The following is a 17,811-nucleotide window of genomic DNA, read 5'->3' on the forward strand; positions in this document are numbered from 1 at the left end:
CGCACCCTGGAGGTCAGACATGGCACGACCGTTGACCCTGTTCACCGGGCAGTGGGCCGACCTGCCGTTCGAGGAGGTGTGCGAGCTGGCGAGCGGCTGGGGCTACGAAGGACTCGAGATCGCCTGCTGGGGCGACCACTTCGAAGTGGACAAGGCGCTCGCCGACGACGGCTACGTCCCGGCGAAGCTCGAGACGCTGGCCAAGTACGACCTCAAGGTGTGGGCGATTTCGAACCACCTGGTGGGCCAGGCCGTCTGCGACCACCCGATCGACGAGCGGCACGAGGCCATCCTGCCCGCGCGGATCTGGGGCGACGGCGAACCCGAAGGCGTCCGGCAGCGGGCGGCGGCCGAGATGCAGGCCACCGCCCGCGCCGCGGCGAAGCTCGGGGTGTCCACCGTGGTCGGGTTCACCGGCTCGTCGATCTGGCACACGGTGGCGATGTTCCCGCCGGTGCCGCCGTCGATGATCGAGCGCGGATACGCCGACTTCGCCACCCGCTGGAACCCGATCCTGGACGTCTTCGACGAGGTCGGCGTCCGGTTCGCCCACGAGGTGCACCCGAGCGAAATCGCCTACGACTACTGGAGCACCGTCCGGACGCTGGAGGCGATCGGCCACCGCGAGGCGTTCGGGCTCAACTTCGACCCGTCGCACTTCGTCTGGCAGGACCTCGACCCGGCCGGGTTCCTGTGGGACTTCAAGGACCGCATCTACCACGTCGACTGCAAGGAGGCCCGCAAACAGCTCAACGGCCGCAACGGGCGGATGGGATCGCACCTGCCGTGGGCCGATCCCCGCCGCGGCTGGGACTTCGTCTCGACGGGCCACGGCGACGTCCCCTGGGAAGACGTCTTCCGCATGCTCAACGCCATCGGCTACGACGGCCCGATCTCCATCGAGTGGGAGGACGCGGGCATGGACCGGCTCATCGGCGCGCCCGAAGCGCTCGAGTTCGTCCGCAAGCTCAACTTCACCCCACCCACGGCGGCCTTCGACGCCGCGTTCTCCTCGAAGTAGCGCTTCTGTTCAACGGGTGACCGCCAGCCCCGTCGGAAGGTGATCGAAACCGGCTTCGCGCCGCACCGGGGCGAAGCACGCTCAAAATCAGGAAGGATCCCGCATGTCTCCGTCCCCACCGAAGTGGGCGAGGCTGTTCGGCACCGCGCTCCTGGGCGCCGGCCTCCTGCTCACCCTCGACACCCCGGCCCGCGCGGACATCCCACCCGCGGACTACCAGCAGGTCGCGCTCGCCACCGGCGCGGCCGAACTCGGCGGTGAGGCGATGTCGCTCGCCGTGCTCCCGGACCGCTCGGTCGTGCACACCTCCCGCGACGGCACCGTCCGCGTCACCACCGCGGCGGGGGCCACCTCCGTCGCGGCCAAGCTGAACGTCTACACCCACGACGAGGAAGGGCTCCAAGGCGTCGCCGCCGATCCCGGCTTCGCCACGAACCGGTTCATCTGGCTGTACTTCTCGCCGCGGCTGTCCACACCGGACGGTGACGCGCCGACCGACGGCACCGAGGCGGACTTCGCGCCGTTCAAGGGCGAGCTGCACCTGTCCCGGTTCGTGCTGAAGACCGACAACACGCTCGACCTGGCCAGCGAGAAGGTCGTTCTCAAGGTGGCCAACGACCGCGGCCAGTGCTGCCACGTCGGCGGCGACATCGACTTCGACGCCGCCGGGAACCTGTACCTGACCACCGGCGACGACACCAACCCGTTCTCCTCCGACAGCTACTCGCCGATCGACGAGCGGACCACGCGCAACCCGCAGTTCGACGCCCAGCGCTCGTCCGGCAACACGAACGACCTGCGCGGCAAGCTGCTGCGGATCCACCCGCAGGCCGACGGGACGTACACCGTGCCGTCCGGCAACCTCTTCGCACCGGGGACCGCGAACACCCGCGCGGAGATCTACGCGATGGGCTTCCGGAACCCGTTCCGGATGAGTGTCGACAAGCCGACCGGCGTCGTCTACCTCGGCGACTACGGCCCGGACGCGGGCGTCACCAACCCCGACCGCGGACCGCAGGGGCAGGTCGAGTTCGACCGGATCACCGGGCCGGGCAACTTCGGCTGGCCGTACTGCACGGGATCGAACACCACGACCGAGACGTACAACCACTACACGTTCCCGAGCGGCCCGTCCGGTGCGAAGTACGACTGCGCGGGCGGCCCGACGAACTCCTCGTTCCGCAACACCGGGCTCGCCAAGCTGCCGGTGCCGAAGCCCGCGTGGATCAAGTACGCGGGTGACGAAGGCTCGCCGCCGGAGTTCGGCAGCGGCTCGGAGTCGCCGATGGGCGGGCCGGTCTACCGGTACGACGCCACCTCGACGTCCACGGTCAAGTTCCCGCAATCCCTGGACGGCAAGTACTTCGCGGGGGAGTACGGTCGCAAGTGGATCAAGGCGGTCACCGTCAACGGCGACGGCACGCGCGGCCCGATCGAGAACTTCCCGTGGACCGGAACGCAGGTCATGGACATGGCGTTCGGCCCGGACGGCGCGCTGTACGTCCTCGACTACGGCACCGGCAGCGACAACCAGGCGCTGTACCGGATCGAGTACCTCGCGGGCACGAACCGCAACCCGGTCGCGAAGGCCGCGGCCGACAAGACGTCCGGGCCGAACCCGTTGACGGTGAACTTCTCGTCCGCGGGCAGCGCGGACCCCGAGGGTGGCGCGCTGAGCTACCGCTGGGACTTCGGCGACGGCTCGTCGTCGACCTCGGCGAACCCGGCGCACACCTACACGACGAACGGCACGTACTCGCCGACGCTCACCGTTTCCGATCCGGCGGGGCTGACCGGCACGGCGAGCCTGGTGGTGACGGTGGGGAACACCGCGCCCGCGGTTTCGTTGGGTACGCCGGTGGACGGGCAGCTGTTCTCGTTCGGTGACACCGTGCCGTTCCAGGTGGCCGGCAGCGATCCGGAGGACGGGCCGCTGGACTGCTCGAAGGTCAAGGTGACGTACTTGCTCGGCCACGACAGCCACGAGCACCAGATCACCCAGCAGACCGGGTGTTCGGGCTCGATCGCGGTCCCGGTCGACGGTGAGCACGACGCCGCGGCGAACATCTACGGCGTCTTCGACGCGCAGTACACCGACAAGGGCGGGCTGACGTCGCACAGCGTCCGAAAGCTGCAGCCGCGGCACCGGCAGGGGGAGCACTTCTCGGCGCAGTCGGGGATCCAGCTCGCCGACCACGGCGCGGCGGAGGGCGGCCGGACGGTCGGGTACACCGACGACGGCGACTGGATCTCGTTCACGCCGTACGCGCTGGGCAACGCCACCTCGATCAGCGCTCGCGTGTCGTCCGGCGGCCCGGGCGGCACCTTGGAGGTTCGCGCGGGTTCGCCGACCGGGACGCTGCTCGGATCGGCGGCCGTCGCCAACACCGGTGACTGGGACACGTTCGCCGACGTCACGGCGAACCTCGCCGACCGGCCGGCCGGGACGACGTCGCTGTACCTGGTGTTCAAGGGCGTGACCGGCCAGGGCAACCTGTTCGACCTCGACGCGTTCACGTTCACGACGGCTTCGCCGGCGGTCGAGGGCGAGTCGTTCACGTCCGGGTCCGGCGTGCAGATCGCCCCGCACGCGGCGGCGAGCGGCGGCAACACCCTGGGCTACATCGAAAACGGCGACTGGGCCGGCTACGCATCGGTGAGCACGGCGGGCGCGCGGTCCTTCACGGCGCGGATTTCATCGGCCGGCGCGGGCGGGACGATCGAAATCCGCTCCGGTTCGGCGACGGGGACGCTGCTGGGTTCGGTGGCCGTGCCGTCGACGGGCGGCTGGGAGACGTTCCAGAACGTGACGACGTCGGTGTCGGGTGGCTCGGGATCGCTGTTCCTGGTGTTCCGCGGCGGTTCCGGTTCCCTGTTCGACGTGGATTCCTTTACGCTGAGCGGTATGCCGACCCAGGTGGATCCCTCGTACGAGGTACTGGTGTTCTCCAAGACAGCGGGCTTCCGCCACGACGCGATCCCGGCGGGCATCCAGGCCATTCGTGAACTGGGCGCGGCCAACGGTTTCGGCGTGACGGCGACCGAGGATGCTTCGGTGTTCACCTCGGCTTCGCTGTCGTCCTATGCGGCGGTGGTCTTCCTCTCGACGACCGGCGACGTGCTGGACGCCGCGCAGCAGACGGCGTTCCAGTCCTATGTGGAAGGTGGCGGCGGCTACCTCGGCGTCCACGCCGCGGCGGACACGGAGTACGACTGGCCGTGGTACGGGCAGCTGGTCGGGGCGTGGTTCAAGAGCCACCCGGCCATCCAGCAGGCCCGGTTCGTGACGGAGGACGGCACCCATCCGGCGACGGCCGGCCTGCCGGCGGTGTGGACCCGGACCGATGAGCTGTACAACTACCGGACGAACCCGCGGGGCAGCGTGCACGTGCTGCAGACCCTGGACGAGTCCAGCTACACGGGCGGCGAGATGGGTGCCGACCACCCGATCACGTGGTGCCACCCGCAGGGCGCCGGCCGCGCGTTCTACACGGGACTCGGCCACACGATCGAGTCCTATTCGGACCCGGTGTTCCGGTCTTCCCTGCTGGGCGCGGTTCGTTATGCGGCCGGGGTCGCCCCTGCTGCTTGCGGGTCTTCGTCGTCCACTGTGGAGGGTGAGTCGTTCACGTCGGGCTCGGGGGTGCAGATCGCATCCCACGCCCCGGCCAGCGGCGGCCAGACCCTGGGCTACATCGAGAACGGCGACTGGGCCGGGTACGCGTCGGTGAGCACCGCGGGCATCACGCGCTTCAGCGCGGTGGTGTCCTCGGCGGGCGCGGGCGGCACGATCGAGATCCGCGCGGGTTCGGCGACGGGAACGCTGCTGGGCACGGTGCCGGTCCCGAACACGGGCAGCTGGGAGACGTTCCAGACGGTGTCGACCACGGTAACGCCCGGAACGGGCCCCCTCCACCTGGTCTTCCGGGGTGGCGCGGGTTCGCTGTTCGACATCGACACGTTGACGGTGTCTTAGAAGTTCGTGGAGGCCACCTTGAGGAGCGTTGCGTTCCTCGAGGTGGCCTTCACGGCTGTTCAGGGAAGGTGACCCGCGGTTCGGCGGGCGAGTGGACCCGGACGTGGCCCCAGTCACCGGCGATCTCGTAGCGGCCGTCGTGGTACTGGAAGCTGTCGATGTTGCCGAGGTCTTCCTCGCCGGTGGCGTCCCGGTAGGTCTGCGTGGACCGACTGAGCCACTCGATCTTCCGGACACCCGCGATGGTCAGCACGGCGGCGGCGTAGCGGTGTTGTTCACCCACACGTGGCTCGTGGTAGCGGGGGTGCGCGCCGGTGAAGACGAGGTCCAGCGTGAAGGACAGGGAGTCCGGAGTCTCTTCGATGCCGAGGACGAAGCTGTCCTCCAGGTAGACGTGCGCCAAGTCGGTGAAGTGCTCCACCCGCGCAAGCATGCCGGTGAGGGCCACCGCCGAGGCAGGGGATGCCCCGATGGTGGCCCTCAGCAACGTCAGCGGACGCCGAGCAGGTGCTCCAGCGCCAGCTGGTTCAACCGCGTGAAGTGGTACCCGCGCGCGGCCGCCGCGTCCAGGTCGAAGTCGTCCTTCAGCACGTCGTCGAACGTCTCGCCCGGGGCGAGCGTCGGCGTCGCCAGGTCCGGCACGCGCGACGCGGCCAGGGCCTCCACGACCTCCGGGTCCGAACGGAACTTCGCCGCCTTCTCCTTCAGGATCAGGTAGGTCCGCATGTTCGCCGCCGCGGACACCCACACGTCCGAAGCGTCCTCCGTGCGCAACGGCTTGTAGTCGAAGTGCCGCGGACCCTCGTAGCCGCCGTTCTCCAGCAGGTCCACCAGGAAGAACGCGCTCTTCACGTCGCCGTGGCCGAAGACCAGGTCCTGGTCGTACTTCGGGCCGTGCTGGCCGTTCAGGTCGATGTGGAACAGCTTGCCCTGCCACAGCGCCTGCGAAATCCCGTGCACGAAGTTGAGCCCGGCCATCTGCTCGTGGCCGACCTCGGGGTTGAGGCCGAACATCTCGGACCGTTCCAGCTGCGAGATGAAGCCCAGCGCGTGGCCGATCGTCGGGAGCAGGATGTCGCCGCGGGGCTCGTTCGGCTTCGGCTCCAGGGCGAAGCGCAGTGAGTAGCCCTTCTCCACGACGTAGTCCGCGAGGAGGTCGAGGCCCTCCTTGTAGCGGGCCAGCGCCGCGCGGACGTCCTTCGCGCCGTCGGACTCCGCGCCCTCGCGGCCGCCCCACACCACGTACGTCTCCGCGCCCAGCTCGGCCGCCAGGTCGATGTTGCGGCGGACCTTGCGCAGCGCGTACCGCCGGACGTCGCGGTCGTTGCTGGTCAGGCCGCCGTCCTTGAACACCGGGTGGGTGAACAGGTTGGTCGTCGCCATGGGGACCCGGAGGCCCGTCTCGGCGAGGGCCTTCTTGAACGCCTCGATCGCCTTGTCGCGGTCGGGCTCGGTGGCCAGCAGGTCGTCGTCGTGGAAGGTCACGCCGTAGGCGCCCAGCTCCGCCAGCCGGTGGACGCTCTCCACCGGGTCCAGCGGCGCCCGCGTCGCGACCCCGAACGGGTCGTTCGCGGGCCAGCCCACGGTCCAGAGGCCGAAGGTGAACTTGTCGGCCGGCCGGGGGGCGTAGTCGCTCATGACTGTCCCTTCAATTAGTTCACGTTGTAGACTAAATATGCGCCGCGGGGTCCCGGGCGTCAAGGGGCCCGGTTAAAGTGCACAGCAGGAGGGGACGAGATGACCCAGGCCGTGCGGCACGAGGAGATGCGCGCCCGCAACCTCGAGGTCGTGCTGGGCGCGGTCCACCGCGGCGGCGCGCTCACCCGCGCCGCGCTCGCCGAGGTCACCGGCCTGACCAAGTCCACCGTGAGCAAGCTCGTCGGTGACCTGGTCGACGCGGGCCTGCTCGCCGAGACCGGGCCCGCCCGCGCGGGCGAACGCGGCCGGCCGGGCGTGGACGTCGTGCTCAGCGGGGCCCGCGTGGCGTCGCTCGGGCTCGAAATCAACGTCGACTACCTCGCCGTGCGCGTGCTCGACCTCACCGGCGGCGTCCGGTTCGCCGCCCGCCGCGAGCGCGACAACCGCGGTTCGCGCCCGAAGAAGGTCCTGGGGGAGCTGCAGGCGCTAGCCACCGAGGCGCTCACCGAAACCCACCGGCTCGGCCTGGAGGTGGCGGGCGCGGTGCTCGCGGTGTCCGGCCCGGTCGGCGACGGCGTCCTCTTCAGCGCCCCCAACCTCGGCTGGCAGGACGTCCGCCCGGCCGACCTGCACCTGCCGGTCCCGGTCGAACTGGACAACGAAGCGAACCTCGCGGCGCTGGGCGAGCTCTGGTACGGCGACGGCGAGCGCGACTTCCTCTACGTCTCCGGCGAAGTCGGCATCGGCGCCGGCCTGGTCGTGAACGGCGCGCTGTTCGCCGGCGCCCGCGGCCTGGCCGGCGAGCTCGGTCACGTCGTGGTCGCGCCCCAGGGCCCGCTATGCCGGTGCGGCGGAAGCGGCTGCCTGGAGACCTTCGCGGGCCAAGAAGCGTTGCTGGCGGCGGGAAACGCGCCGACGCTGCCCGCGTTCCTGGCCGCGCTGGCGGACGGCGACCGCGCGGCGCGGGCAGCGTGTGCGGCCGCCGGGGAAGCCCTCGGTGTCGCCCTGACGTCGGCGGTGAACCTCCTGGACCTCGACCGCATCGTGCTGGGCGGGGTGTTCACGCAGCTGTACCCGTGGCTGTCCGGCCCGGTGACGGACGTCCTGACCACCCGCTTGGGCGGCCTCCGCGGCGCACCCCCGGTGCTGACGGCCTCACGCCTGGGTGGCGACGCGGCGACGCTGGGGGCCGCGGGCCGGGTGGTGCACCGGGTGCTGGCGGATCCGGCGCCGTTCGTGAGCCGGGCTCAGGAGGCGTAAGCCTCCACTTCGGACACCTGACCCGCCGGCCACCCGGTGTTCCCCGTGAAAGTCAGCCGCAGGTACCGATCCGCCGCGGACACCGGGATCGTCACCGCGTTCCCGGTCGCCGGGTCGAACGCGTACCCGGTCGGACTCCCGCCGTTCACGGCTATCGTCTGCGTCCGGCGACCCCACGACGCCGGCAGTTTCAGCACCACCCGGCCGACCGCGGCCGGCGCGCCCAAGTCCACCGTCAACGTCTGCGGGAACGCGTTGTTCGCGCTCTCCCAATAACTCGAAGCATTCCCGTCCACGGCGTTCCCCGCCGGATACCCGCCCTGCGCCCCGCTGGCGGTCACCGGCCGCCCCTGAGCCAGGTTGACCGACGCAGGTTGCCCGCCGAGCTGAGCGGCCCAGTACCGAGTCCGGTCCAGGTAAGCGGTTTCCGAAGCCGCGCCGGAAGTCCCATAGGCCCCTGAGAAAGTCTCGTAAGCCCCCGAAGGTGGCGAGGACGAAGCCGGTTCGATGACCGACCCCTCGTGCCACTCGTTGAACGACGTCACCGAAACCCAGTCCGCCTGCGAAGAAAGCGCGTTCTGCCACTCGCGGTCGTAGGTCGCGCCGTTGTCCCGCGCCAACGTCGGAGTCGTGTTGCCCGGCACCGCCCGATCGTCGACGTACCCCGGACCCACCGAAGGTGCCCACACGAGCCCGTTCGCTTCGCAGTAAGCCCCCGCCTCACGCCAGCCCGGCGCGGTGGCCCCGGCGATCGCGTCGTAGGTGTACATCCCGCCGAAGTGCGCGACCTTGCTCGTGTCCGTCGTCTGCGCCAGCACGATCGCCGACGACCGCACCTGGTCCAGCGCCGTCCAGTCGCCGATCCGCAGGCTCTCGAAGACGTAGAACGCGCCACGGCCGCCTTCGCGGTAGAACGCGGGACTCGAACCGTACCGGCCCAGGATGTAGTTCACGTCGGCCACGGTGGACGCCGCCGTCCGTCCGCTGTAGGGCTCGAGGTGCCATGCGACCCGGATCCCGTGCCGGGCCGCGGCTTCGAGCACGCCGGCCGCCAGACCGTCCTCGTAGGACCCCTGACCCCACCAGCTGTACACGAGCACCCCGGCGCCGGACTGCTCGATCCAGCGCATGTGCTGCTCGACGGCCCCCGCGAAATCACCGGAGTCGTACGGGCCCAGCACCGGGTAGAAGTTGGCGCCGACGTCGGCCGGCGGTGTGTGGCCGCCCTGCTGCCAGTGCCGGTAACCGGTCGAACTGCCACCGTACCAGGGGTAGTAGAACAAGTGGGTCCGGCTCGAGAGCGCCGCCGCGTGGGCGACACCCGGCAAAGTGGCCGCCAGCAAGAGAAGTGCGGCGAGGAACGTCGAAATCCGGCGCATGGGGACCCCTCGGTGGATGCGGAGTGTTCCAGACCATACGGACACGCGCCGAACCAGGGCAACACTTCACCGGACATACGCAAACTTGCGTCGGAAACCCACCAGGAAAAGCGAAAACCGCCCCGGGCGAACCCGGGGCGGTTTCCGTTGAGCGGGACTAGCTCACGGCGTTGATCAGCACCAGCGAGGAGCCGACCGTGACACCGGTGTCGGTCTGCACGGTCAGCTGACCGCGCAGGGTGCGGCCCGCGGCCGGGGCGGTCGTGACCGTCACCGTCGCCGGCACCGTCCACGAGCTGCCCGACGCGTGCGCCGCGACGGTGTCGTTCACCGCGACCGACCCGAAGGCCGGGTTGGTGAAGACGTCGAGGTAGTCGTACTCGGTGGTGCCGGAAGGCACCGCGTACCCGTCGACCAGCGCGACCCAGACACCCGCGGCCGGGTTGGGCACGGTCACCGACTCCTCGGAGTCACCGTCCGCGCTGACCCCCGCCTGCACGCAGGTGCCGGTCGTGCAGTTGTACAGCACCAGGTCCAGGTCGGCGCCCGTGTCGGACGTCTTGCCGATCGTGGCCGTCAGCGACGTCGAACCCGGCGTCACCGCGATCTGGTACTGCTGCTGCGCACCTTCGGCGATCGAGGGCCGCGCCACCTTTGCGCTGCCCAGCGTGGCGCCATTCAGCTTGCCGGTGAACGCGCCCAGCGTGTTCGTCACGGTGTAGGACCGCGCGATCGGCGTGCCCAGCGTGGCCGAGGCGATGGTGTCCGGGTTCGGCGAGATCGCCGTGCCCAGCACCGAAGCCGTCAGCTTGTACGCCGCGTCGGCCACATCGGACGTCCGGCGCGCCTCGACGACGATCTCCCACACGCCCGGGAGCGGGTTGGCGATCGTGCGGCTGGTCGGCGTGCCACCGGGGCAGCCGGCACCCGCGTCGGGGAGGTAGCAGTACGTCGTCGACGTGCTGGCCTCGGCCGGGACGCCGGTCGGGTCGTAGCGCAGGAACCGCACCTGGCCCTTGCCCGGGGCACCGGCACCCGCGTCCAGGTCCACCTTCAGCGCGCTGGCACCCTGGGGCACCCGCACGAAGTAGCTGGTCGCCTGGTTGCGGGCGATCTTGCCGGAGACGTCGACCTGGTAACCCTTGGCGGCGGTGAACTCCTGCGGCGCGAAGACCGTGTTGAGGGTCTGCACGTCGACGCCGATGGTCAGCGGGTTGTCCAGGTTCAGCACCGCCGAGTGGGCGCCCGCCTTCTTCGGGTCGACCTTGACGTCGAACTTCACCGGCGTGTTCAGCGGCAGGACCACCGTGGACTTCGACGAGAACGTCCCGTCGTTGCCCGTCCACCGCGCGAAGTACGGCACCGGCTGCGCCGAACCCGTGGTGCGGGTGATCGTGTACGTCCGGGTGTAGGCCGTGCCCGTGGTCACGCCTTCGCGGTCGTGGATGCCCACGCCCGTGTTCGGCGTCGCCAGCTGCTGCGACAGCGCCGTGTGCACCTCGACCGACGTCGAAACGGCGTCCGGCTTCGGGTTCAGCGACAGCGCGACGAACGCGGCCGGGACGTTGAACAGGCCCGCACCCTGGGCGTAGGCGTCGATGCCCGGCACGAACCGCGCGGTCGACTTGATGGCCGAGCGCAGCTGCGCGACCGGCGGCCGCTGGCCCTTGTGCGTCGCCTTGTACGCGCTCACCAGCAGTGCCGCCGCGCCGGTCGCCTGCGGCGACGCCATCGACGTGCCCTGCAGCATCGCGTAGCCCGCGGGCAGGCCGTACGTGCCGGCCACCGGGCCTCCCGCTTCCCAGCGCGGGATGGTCGCGATCGCCGCGCCGGGCGCGATGATGTCCGGCTTGAAGCCGCCGTCTTCACGCGGGCCGCGCGAGGAGAACGGGTGCAGCGACTCGGCGTTCTTGGTGACCGAGCCGTAGTTCGACAGCCAGGTCTCCTTGGTGATGTACGAGCCGACCGAGATCGCGTCCGTGGCCACCGACGGGTCGCCGACGGTGTTCGCCCCGGCGCCGCTGTTGCCGGCCGAGATGAAGATCTGGACGTTGTACTCGGCGATCGTGCGGTTGTAGAGCTCCGCACGGGCGTTGTTGCCGTCGTTGAGCGCGGGCAGGCCGCCGATCGAGATGTTGATGACGTCGGCGCCGTGGCTGGCCGCGTAGACGACACCGTCGATCAGGCCCGACGACGTGCAGGCGGTGCCGGTGAGGCAGACCTTGACCGCCAGGAGCTTCGCGCCCGGGGCCGCGCCGTCCATCTTGCCGCCGAAGAGGTCGTTGCCGGCGGCGATGCCCGCGACGTGCGAGCCGTGCTCGGCCCCGGCGATGCCGATGCCGACGTAGCCCGGCTTGTCGGTCTGGACCACGAATGCCATCCGCTCGGCGACGTCGGTCGCCGGGTTGTCCGTGCCGAAGAAGCCGTAGTCGTACTTCTTGGCGTAGTCGGTCATCGGCTTCTCGTCGGTGAAGTCGCCGTTGCCGTTGAGGTCGACCCGGACCTCCTTGGTCGCCGGGTCGAGCAGCACGCCCCACGAGTCGGCGCGGTCGCCGTCGCGGTTGACGTCACCGCCGGTCTCGCTGTCCGCGCCGCCCAGGTCGCCGGCGGTCTCGCTGAAGACGCCGAAGGTGTACGGGCCGCCGGTGGCGGGCGCCGTCCAGGTCTTGGCGTTCGCGGTGAACGTGCCGGTGTAGGTCTGGGTCGACTGCTTGACCCAGGTGCCGTCGCCCGAGTTGGTGGCGTTGGCGTTGTACCAGTCGACGATCTTGCGTTCGCCGTGGCTGGTGGTGGCCAGCGCGGGGGAGTCGAGGTCGACGCCGGAGTCGAGCACCGCGACCGTGGTGTCCTTGCCGTCCCAGTTGGGCAGGACCTGGCCGAACTGCGCCGCGTAGGTGTCCCCGGTCGGCAGGTACGGGTTGACGCGCGGGGTGTTCTTGCCCGGGGCCGGCTGCGGCAGCGGGGTGGTCGCGCCGTCGGGCTTGGGGTCGTCGCGCTGGATGAGGCCGTCGACGTCGACGGCGTTGACGGACTTGAGCTTGGCGGCCTTCTCGGCCTTGTCCGTCGGGATGCTGACCTTGACGTAGTCGAGCTTGGTGTCGGTGGACTGGACGACGCCGCCGAGCGCCTTGAGCTCGTTCACGGCGGTGCCGGTCTGGCCCTTTTCCGCCGCGATCAGCAGCGTGACGTCCGGTTTCCCGGCCTTTTCGGCTTCGGCGACGAGCGCGCGGTCGTGCTCGTCGAGGGTCTTGCCGTCGGTCGCGCCGGTCGAGGGCGGGGCCTGCTGGGCGGACGCCACGGGAACGGCGACGCCGAGGACGGAGGCGCCGAGAGCGGTGGCGAGGACGGTGATCCCGGCCCGCCGTCTCCAGCGCGATCTGTGCTGTGTCACTGAAACGACCCTTCGTGAAGATGTGCGTCCGTGCAGTACACAGCGTGGGATCTTCGTCAGCAATAAGACAGTTAGCCCAAAGACCGCAATTGGTTGCGAGCCGAATGGCCTAATGGGCTGACCGGTTAGGCGGCAACCCGAAGCTGTGCTTTCCGGTGAAAGGAACGCTCTTGCTATATGCGCGTATAGGCGGCTACGTTGACGTGTAGTCGACTACACGTACGTATAGGACGAGCATGAGCACCGAAGACCTCACCGCGCGGGCCCGGATCCGCGACGCCGCCATCCGGCTGTTCACCGAACGCGGCATGGAGAAGACGTCGATCCTGGACATCGCCGAGGAAGCCGGGGTGTCGGGCGGGCTCATCCGCCACCACTTCGGCTCGAAGGACGGGCTGCGCGAGGCGTGCGACGCGCACGTCTTCGACGAGCTGGTGAAGTTCAAGGAGGAAGTGCTGGCGAAGGGGGCCGCGAACCCGGGGTTCCTCCCGACGTTCGACGCCCGCCAGCTGCTGTTCCGGCGGTACATGGGCCGCGCGATGATCGACGGCTCCGAAGCCGCGGCCGCGCAGTTCGTCGAGATCGTCGACGGCACCGAGAGCTACTTCCGCGAGCAGGGCATGGACATGCCCGACCCGCGGGGTGTCGCCGCCGCCCTCGCCGCGATGACCGGCGGGCTGATGATCCTGCAGGACCACGTCGCCCGCGCGCTCGGCGAGGAACCGGGCACGAACGAGGCGATGCTGCGGATGTCGGCCGCCGCCGGCCACCTGTTCCTGAACCCGCTCGCCACCACCGAAGTCCTCGAAAAGGCCCGCGAAGCGCTGGCCGCGTACCGGAGGAAGGAATGACGATGGCCGAAGCGATCACCGCCGATGGCCTCACCAAGGCGTTCGGCACGGCGAAAGCCCTCGACGGGCTCGACCTGACCGTGCACACCGGCGAGGTGCACGGCTTCCTCGGACCCAACGGCGCGGGCAAGACCACCACGATCCGCGTCCTGCTGGGGCTGATGCGGGCCGACGGCGGCCGCGCCACCCTGCTCGGCGGCGACCCCTGGACGGACGCGACGCGGCTGCACCGGCGGCTCGCGTACGTCCCCGGTGACGTCACGCTGTGGCCCAACCTCACCGGCGGCGAGGTCATCGACCTGCTCGGCCGGCTGCGCGGCGGGCTCGACGTCAAGCGGCGCGCGGAACTCGTCGAGCGGTTCGACCTCGACCCGCGCAAGAAGGGCCGGACGTACTCGAAGGGCAACCGGCAGAAGGTCGCGCTCGTCGCGGCGCTGGCGTCCGATGTGGAGCTGCTGGTGTTCGACGAGCCGACGTCCGGGCTCGACCCGCTGATGGAAGAGGTCTTCCGGCAGGTCGTCGAGGAGGAGCGCGGACGCGGCGACCGGACGGTGCTGCTCTCGTCGCACATCCTGTCCGAGGTCGAGGCGCTGTGCGACCGCGTCACGATCATCCGCGCCGGCCGCACCGTCGAGTCGGGGACCCTGGACGAGCTGCGGCACCTGGGCCGGATCACGATCGACGCGTCGCTCGTGCGCGTGCCGGCGGACCTCGGGTCGCTGCCGGGGGTGCACGACCTGAGCTCGTACGGCTCGCACGTCCACCTCTCGGTCGACCAGGCGGCGCTGGACGACGTCATGCGGCACCTGGCCGGGGCCGGGCTGCGGAACCTCGTCAGCCGCCCGCCGACGCTCGAGGAGCTGTTCCTGCGCCACTACGAGCCGGTCGGAGCGGCGCGATGACCGGGACCTGGGCGCTGCTGCGGGTGGTGCTGCGCCGCGACCGGCTGCTCATGCCGTTGTGGATCGTCTGCCTCGCGGCCGCGCCGATGGGCTACCTGTCCTCGATCGAGGCGGCGTACCCGGACGCGGCGTCGCGGCAGCACTTCTACGACCTCAACGCGTCCAGCGCGACGTTCGTGGTCCGCAACGGCCCGCTCTACGGCTCGTCGGCCGGGAACCTGCTGGCCTGGCAGTGCGGGTTCGTCCCGGTCGTGGTCGGGCTGGTCGCGCTGCTCACCGTCGTCCGGCACACCCGGGCCGAAGAGGAGGCCGGGCGCCGCGAGCTGACCGGCGCGACCGCCGTCGGGAGGCACGCCGGGCTGGCGGCGGCGGTGCTCGCGGCCTGCGGCGCGTGCCTGGTGTACGGCCTGGTCGTGGGGGCCGGTCTGGCCGCGCAGGGGGTTCCCGTCGCCGGCGCGCTGGCGCTGGGACTCGGGTTCACCTTGTCCGGCTGGGTGTTCGCCGGCGTCGGGGCGGTCGCGGCGCAGCTCACCTGGGGTGCGAGCGGCGCGCGGGGTATCGGGATCGGCGGGCTCGTCCTGGCGTTCCTGCTGCGCGCGGCGGGCGACAGCAGCGGCTCGGCGTCCTGGCTCGCGTGGCTGTCGCCGATCGGCTGGGCGCATCGGCTGCGGCCGTTCGCGGGGGAACAGTGGTGGGTGCTCGCGGTGGGCGTCCTCGCGACCGCCGTGTTCTTCGGGACCGCGGTCCTGCTGTCGGCTCGCCGTGATCTCGGCGCGGCACTGCTTCCGGCGCGGCCCGGGCGGGCGACGGCGAAGGCGTCGCTGCGCTCGCCGTGGGCGCTGGCCTGGCGGCTGCAGCGGGGGACGCTCGTGGTCTGGACCGGCTGCCTCGCGCTGATCGGGCTGCTGATGGGCGGGGTCGCGCAGAACGTCGCGGACATGATGCGCGACAACCGGGCCGTCGCGGACGTGCTCTCCCGCATGGGCGGCGGGGGCGCGGTGACCGACGCGTACCTGGCGGGCACGATGACGCTGTTCGGCCTCGCGGCGGCGGGTTACGCGGTGCAGGCGACGCTGAAGCCGCGTGCCGAGGAGGCGGCGGGCCGCGCGGAACCGGTGCTGGCGACGGCGGTCGGACGGCTCGGCTGGGCGTCGGCGCACTGGCTGATCGCCCTGGCCGGCTCGGCGGTCCTGCTGGCGGTCACGGGACTGGCTACCGGGTTGGCGTACGGAACGGGCGCGTCACTGGTTCCGGCGGCGCTGGCGCAGCTGCCGGCGGTGTGGGTGCTCGCGGGTCTGGCCGCGGCGTTGATCGGCTTCGTCCCGCGCTTCGCGGCGGCGGCGTGGGGGCTGCTGGGCGCGTTCCTGCTGCTGTCGCTGGTGGGGACGGCGTTGCGGTGGAACGACGTCGTGCTGGGGATTTCGCCGTTCCAGCACCTGGCCCGGTTGCCGGGTGGGACGTTCTCCGCGGCCCCGGTCCTATGGCTGGTCCTGATCACGGCGGCGGCCGGCGCGCTCGGGCTGATCGCGTTGCGGCGCCGGGACATCCCGGTGGGCTGAGGAGCACACGCGAACCCCCGGTAGAACCGAGCGGCAACCGAGGGAGTCGAACCCTGCGCGGCTTGTGAAGGCGGCGCCCATGGACCGGCCCTGACCCTTCGGCGGGCGACGGCTGCCATCTGTGTCAACGGTAGCTGGTACCCGGATATTTCCCATCTCAAGCCGTGCTTCACCCGGACGGGTCCGGCTGGCAAGGTAAGCGGCATGGATGATCTCCTGCTGCGCCGCGTGCGCCCCGGACTCGGCGGCGAGCTCGCGGACGTCCGGGTGAACGACGGCCGCGTCACGGCGATCACCGAGCCGGGGGCGCCCGGGTTCGCCGCGCGGGTGGTCGACGGCCACGGCGGCACGCTGCTGCCGGGTCTGGTGGACGCGCACGTCCACGTCGTGCAGTGGGCGACGTCCCGCCGTCGCATCCCCTTGGGCGCGGCCCGATCGGCGGCGGAGGCGATCGAGCTGCTGCTGGCGCACCTGCTGGCGACGCCGGCCGCGCAGTCGGAGCTGGTGGTGGGCGCGGGCTTCCGCGACGGGCTGTGGCCGGACCTGCCGCACAAGGACATGCTGCAGCGCGCACTGCCCGGCCGCGCGGTCGCGTTGTTCAGCGCGGACCTCCACACGCTGTGGCTGAGCCCGGCGGCGCTGAAGCTGATCGGCCGCGACCACCCGACGGGCGTCCTGCTGGAAGCCGACTGCATGAGCGCGACGGCCCAGCTCCCGACGGCGGCGATCGACACCCAGGACGAGTGGGTGGCGGAAGCCCTCGCCGCGGCGGCCGCCCGCGGGGTGACGCAGATCGTCGACTACGAGTTCGCGGACACGGTGGCGGACTGGACCCGCCGGGCCACGCCGTCGACCCGGATCTCGTGCGTGATCGCGAAGCACCTGCTGGACCAGACCATCGAGCGCGGCCACCGCACGGGCGACGTCCTCCCGGACTCCGGCGGGCTCCTCACGGTCGGCCCGTTCAAGCTCTTCGTGGACGGTTCCCTCAACACGCGCACGGCCTACTGCCACGAACCGTACCCGGGCAGCGATTCCCCGGGCTCGCTGGAACTGCCGCCGGATTCGCTGGTCCCGTTGATGCAGCGCGCTTTCGACCACGGTTTGCTGCCGGCGGTCCACGCGATCGGCGACCACGCGAACACGATCGCGCTCGACGCGTTCGAGGAGGTCGGCTGCCCGGGCCGCATCGAGCACGCCCAGCTGCTCTCGCCGGCCGACGTCCCCCGGTTCGCGGCTTTGGGCCTGGTGGCGTCGATCCAGCCCGCCCACCAGCCGGACGACCGGGACGTGGCGGACCGCCATTGGCACGGCCGGACTTCGCGCGCGTACCCGTACCGTTCCCTGCTGGAATCGGGCGCCCGCTTGGAGTTCGGCTCGGACGCCCCGGTGGCGCCCCTCGACCCGTGGGACGGAATAGCTTCGGCGGTCGCCCGCACGGACGACGACAGGCCACCGTGGCACCCGGAACAGTCGATCCCGTTCGCCGAGGCCCTGGCTTCCTCGTCCGGCGGCCGGCGCGGCGTGGCGGTGGGCGACCTCGCGGACCTGATGGTGACGGCGACGGACCCGTCGACGCTGTCGCCGTCCGACTTGAGAAACCTCCCGGTGACGGCCACCATCCTCGGCGGCCACGTGACGCACCAGATCTGAGCGAGGAACGAATAGGAGGCACGGCGGGAATTTCCCGGACCGGCGTAGTGCGGCGTAGGCAAATCCCGGCCGAAATTCCGGTCGGGTGAAGAAATCGATCCGATTCGGCAGTCCGTCCGCGCGCAGCCCCTTTTCGGTCGCACCATTTGTGTCTCGTTTCGAGAACAGGTGGTGGGATGAT

At 70.8% G+C, this 17,811-nt stretch carries 11 protein-coding genes; 7 read left to right on the forward strand and 4 right to left on the reverse strand.

Annotated elements, in window-relative coordinates; translation table 11 throughout:
* Positions 1-19: 19 nt before the first annotated feature.
* Both MUY14_RS02980 and MUY14_RS02985 read left to right on the forward strand, forming a co-directional pair.
* The gene (locus MUY14_RS02980) at positions 20-1,021 is read left to right on the forward strand and encodes a sugar phosphate isomerase/epimerase (protein WP_247020537.1); all 1,002 of its coding nucleotides are present in this window, start codon (positions 20-22) and stop codon (positions 1,019-1,021) included.
* A gap of 103 nt (positions 1,022-1,124) precedes the next feature.
* Positions 1,125-4,997 carry a carbohydrate-binding protein gene (locus MUY14_RS02985; protein WP_315863259.1) on the forward strand — a complete coding sequence of 1,291 codons (3,873 nt, stop codon included), beginning with the start codon at positions 1,125-1,127 and terminating at the stop codon, positions 4,995-4,997.
* A gap of 49 nt (positions 4,998-5,046) precedes the next feature.
* On the opposite strand, the gene MUY14_RS03000 is transcribed toward MUY14_RS02985, so the two are convergent.
* Together MUY14_RS03000 and xylA are read right to left on the reverse strand one after the other, a co-directional pair.
* Positions 5,047-5,418 (reverse strand): hypothetical protein, encoded by a 372-nt coding sequence (locus MUY14_RS03000; RefSeq protein WP_247020539.1) that lies wholly within the window; start codon positions 5,416-5,418, stop codon positions 5,047-5,049.
* Between the two features lie 68 nt (positions 5,419-5,486).
* Positions 5,487-6,635, reverse strand: coding sequence for a xylose isomerase (gene xylA / locus MUY14_RS03005; RefSeq protein WP_247020541.1), 1,149 nt, complete (start codon positions 6,633-6,635; stop codon positions 5,487-5,489).
* Positions 6,636-6,734: 99 nt separating this feature from the next.
* On the opposite strand from xylA, the gene MUY14_RS03010 reads away from it, so the two are divergent.
* Entirely contained in the window at positions 6,735-7,895 is a 1,161-nt protein-coding gene (locus MUY14_RS03010) for an ROK family transcriptional regulator (RefSeq protein WP_247020543.1), read from the forward strand.
* Here MUY14_RS03010 and MUY14_RS03015 read toward each other — a convergent pair.
* The gene (locus tag MUY14_RS03015; protein ID WP_247020545.1) at positions 7,883-9,274 is read right to left on the reverse strand and encodes a discoidin domain-containing protein; all 1,392 of its coding nucleotides are present in this window, start codon (positions 9,272-9,274) and stop codon (positions 7,883-7,885) included. The two genes, MUY14_RS03010 and MUY14_RS03015, sit on opposite strands and share 13 nt — an antisense overlap.
* Positions 9,275-9,431: 157 nt before the next feature.
* Complete coding sequence (locus MUY14_RS03020) at positions 9,432-12,665, reverse strand: S8 family serine peptidase (RefSeq protein ID WP_247020547.1); 3,234 nt, start codon at positions 12,663-12,665, stop codon at positions 9,432-9,434.
* A gap of 236 nt (positions 12,666-12,901) precedes the next feature.
* Here MUY14_RS03020 and MUY14_RS03025 point away from each other — a divergent pair, with 236 nt between their 5' ends.
* From MUY14_RS03025 to MUY14_RS03040, 4 genes are all read left to right on the forward strand, one after another.
* Positions 12,902-13,516: a TetR/AcrR family transcriptional regulator gene (locus MUY14_RS03025; RefSeq protein ID WP_247020549.1), complete on the forward strand. Its 615-nt coding sequence runs from the start codon at positions 12,902-12,904 to the stop codon at positions 13,514-13,516.
* Positions 13,517-13,518: 2 nt separating this feature from the next.
* Complete coding sequence (locus MUY14_RS03030; RefSeq protein ID WP_247020551.1) at positions 13,519-14,418, forward strand: ABC transporter ATP-binding protein; 900 nt, start codon at positions 13,519-13,521, stop codon at positions 14,416-14,418.
* Entirely contained in the window at positions 14,415-15,977 is a 1,563-nt protein-coding gene (locus MUY14_RS03035) for an ABC transporter permease (RefSeq protein ID WP_247020553.1), read from the forward strand. The genes MUY14_RS03030 and MUY14_RS03035 overlap by 4 nt, the downstream gene beginning before the upstream one ends.
* A gap of 204 nt (positions 15,978-16,181) precedes the next feature.
* Positions 16,182-17,630, forward strand: a complete 1,449-nt coding sequence (locus MUY14_RS03040) for an amidohydrolase (RefSeq protein ID WP_247020555.1) — start codon at positions 16,182-16,184, stop codon at positions 17,628-17,630.
* Positions 17,631-17,811: the final 181 nt, after the last annotated feature.

It is taken from the genome of Amycolatopsis sp. FBCC-B4732 (genome assembly GCF_023008405.1).
GTDB lineage: Bacteria > Actinomycetota > Actinomycetes > Mycobacteriales > Pseudonocardiaceae > Amycolatopsis > Amycolatopsis pretoriensis_A.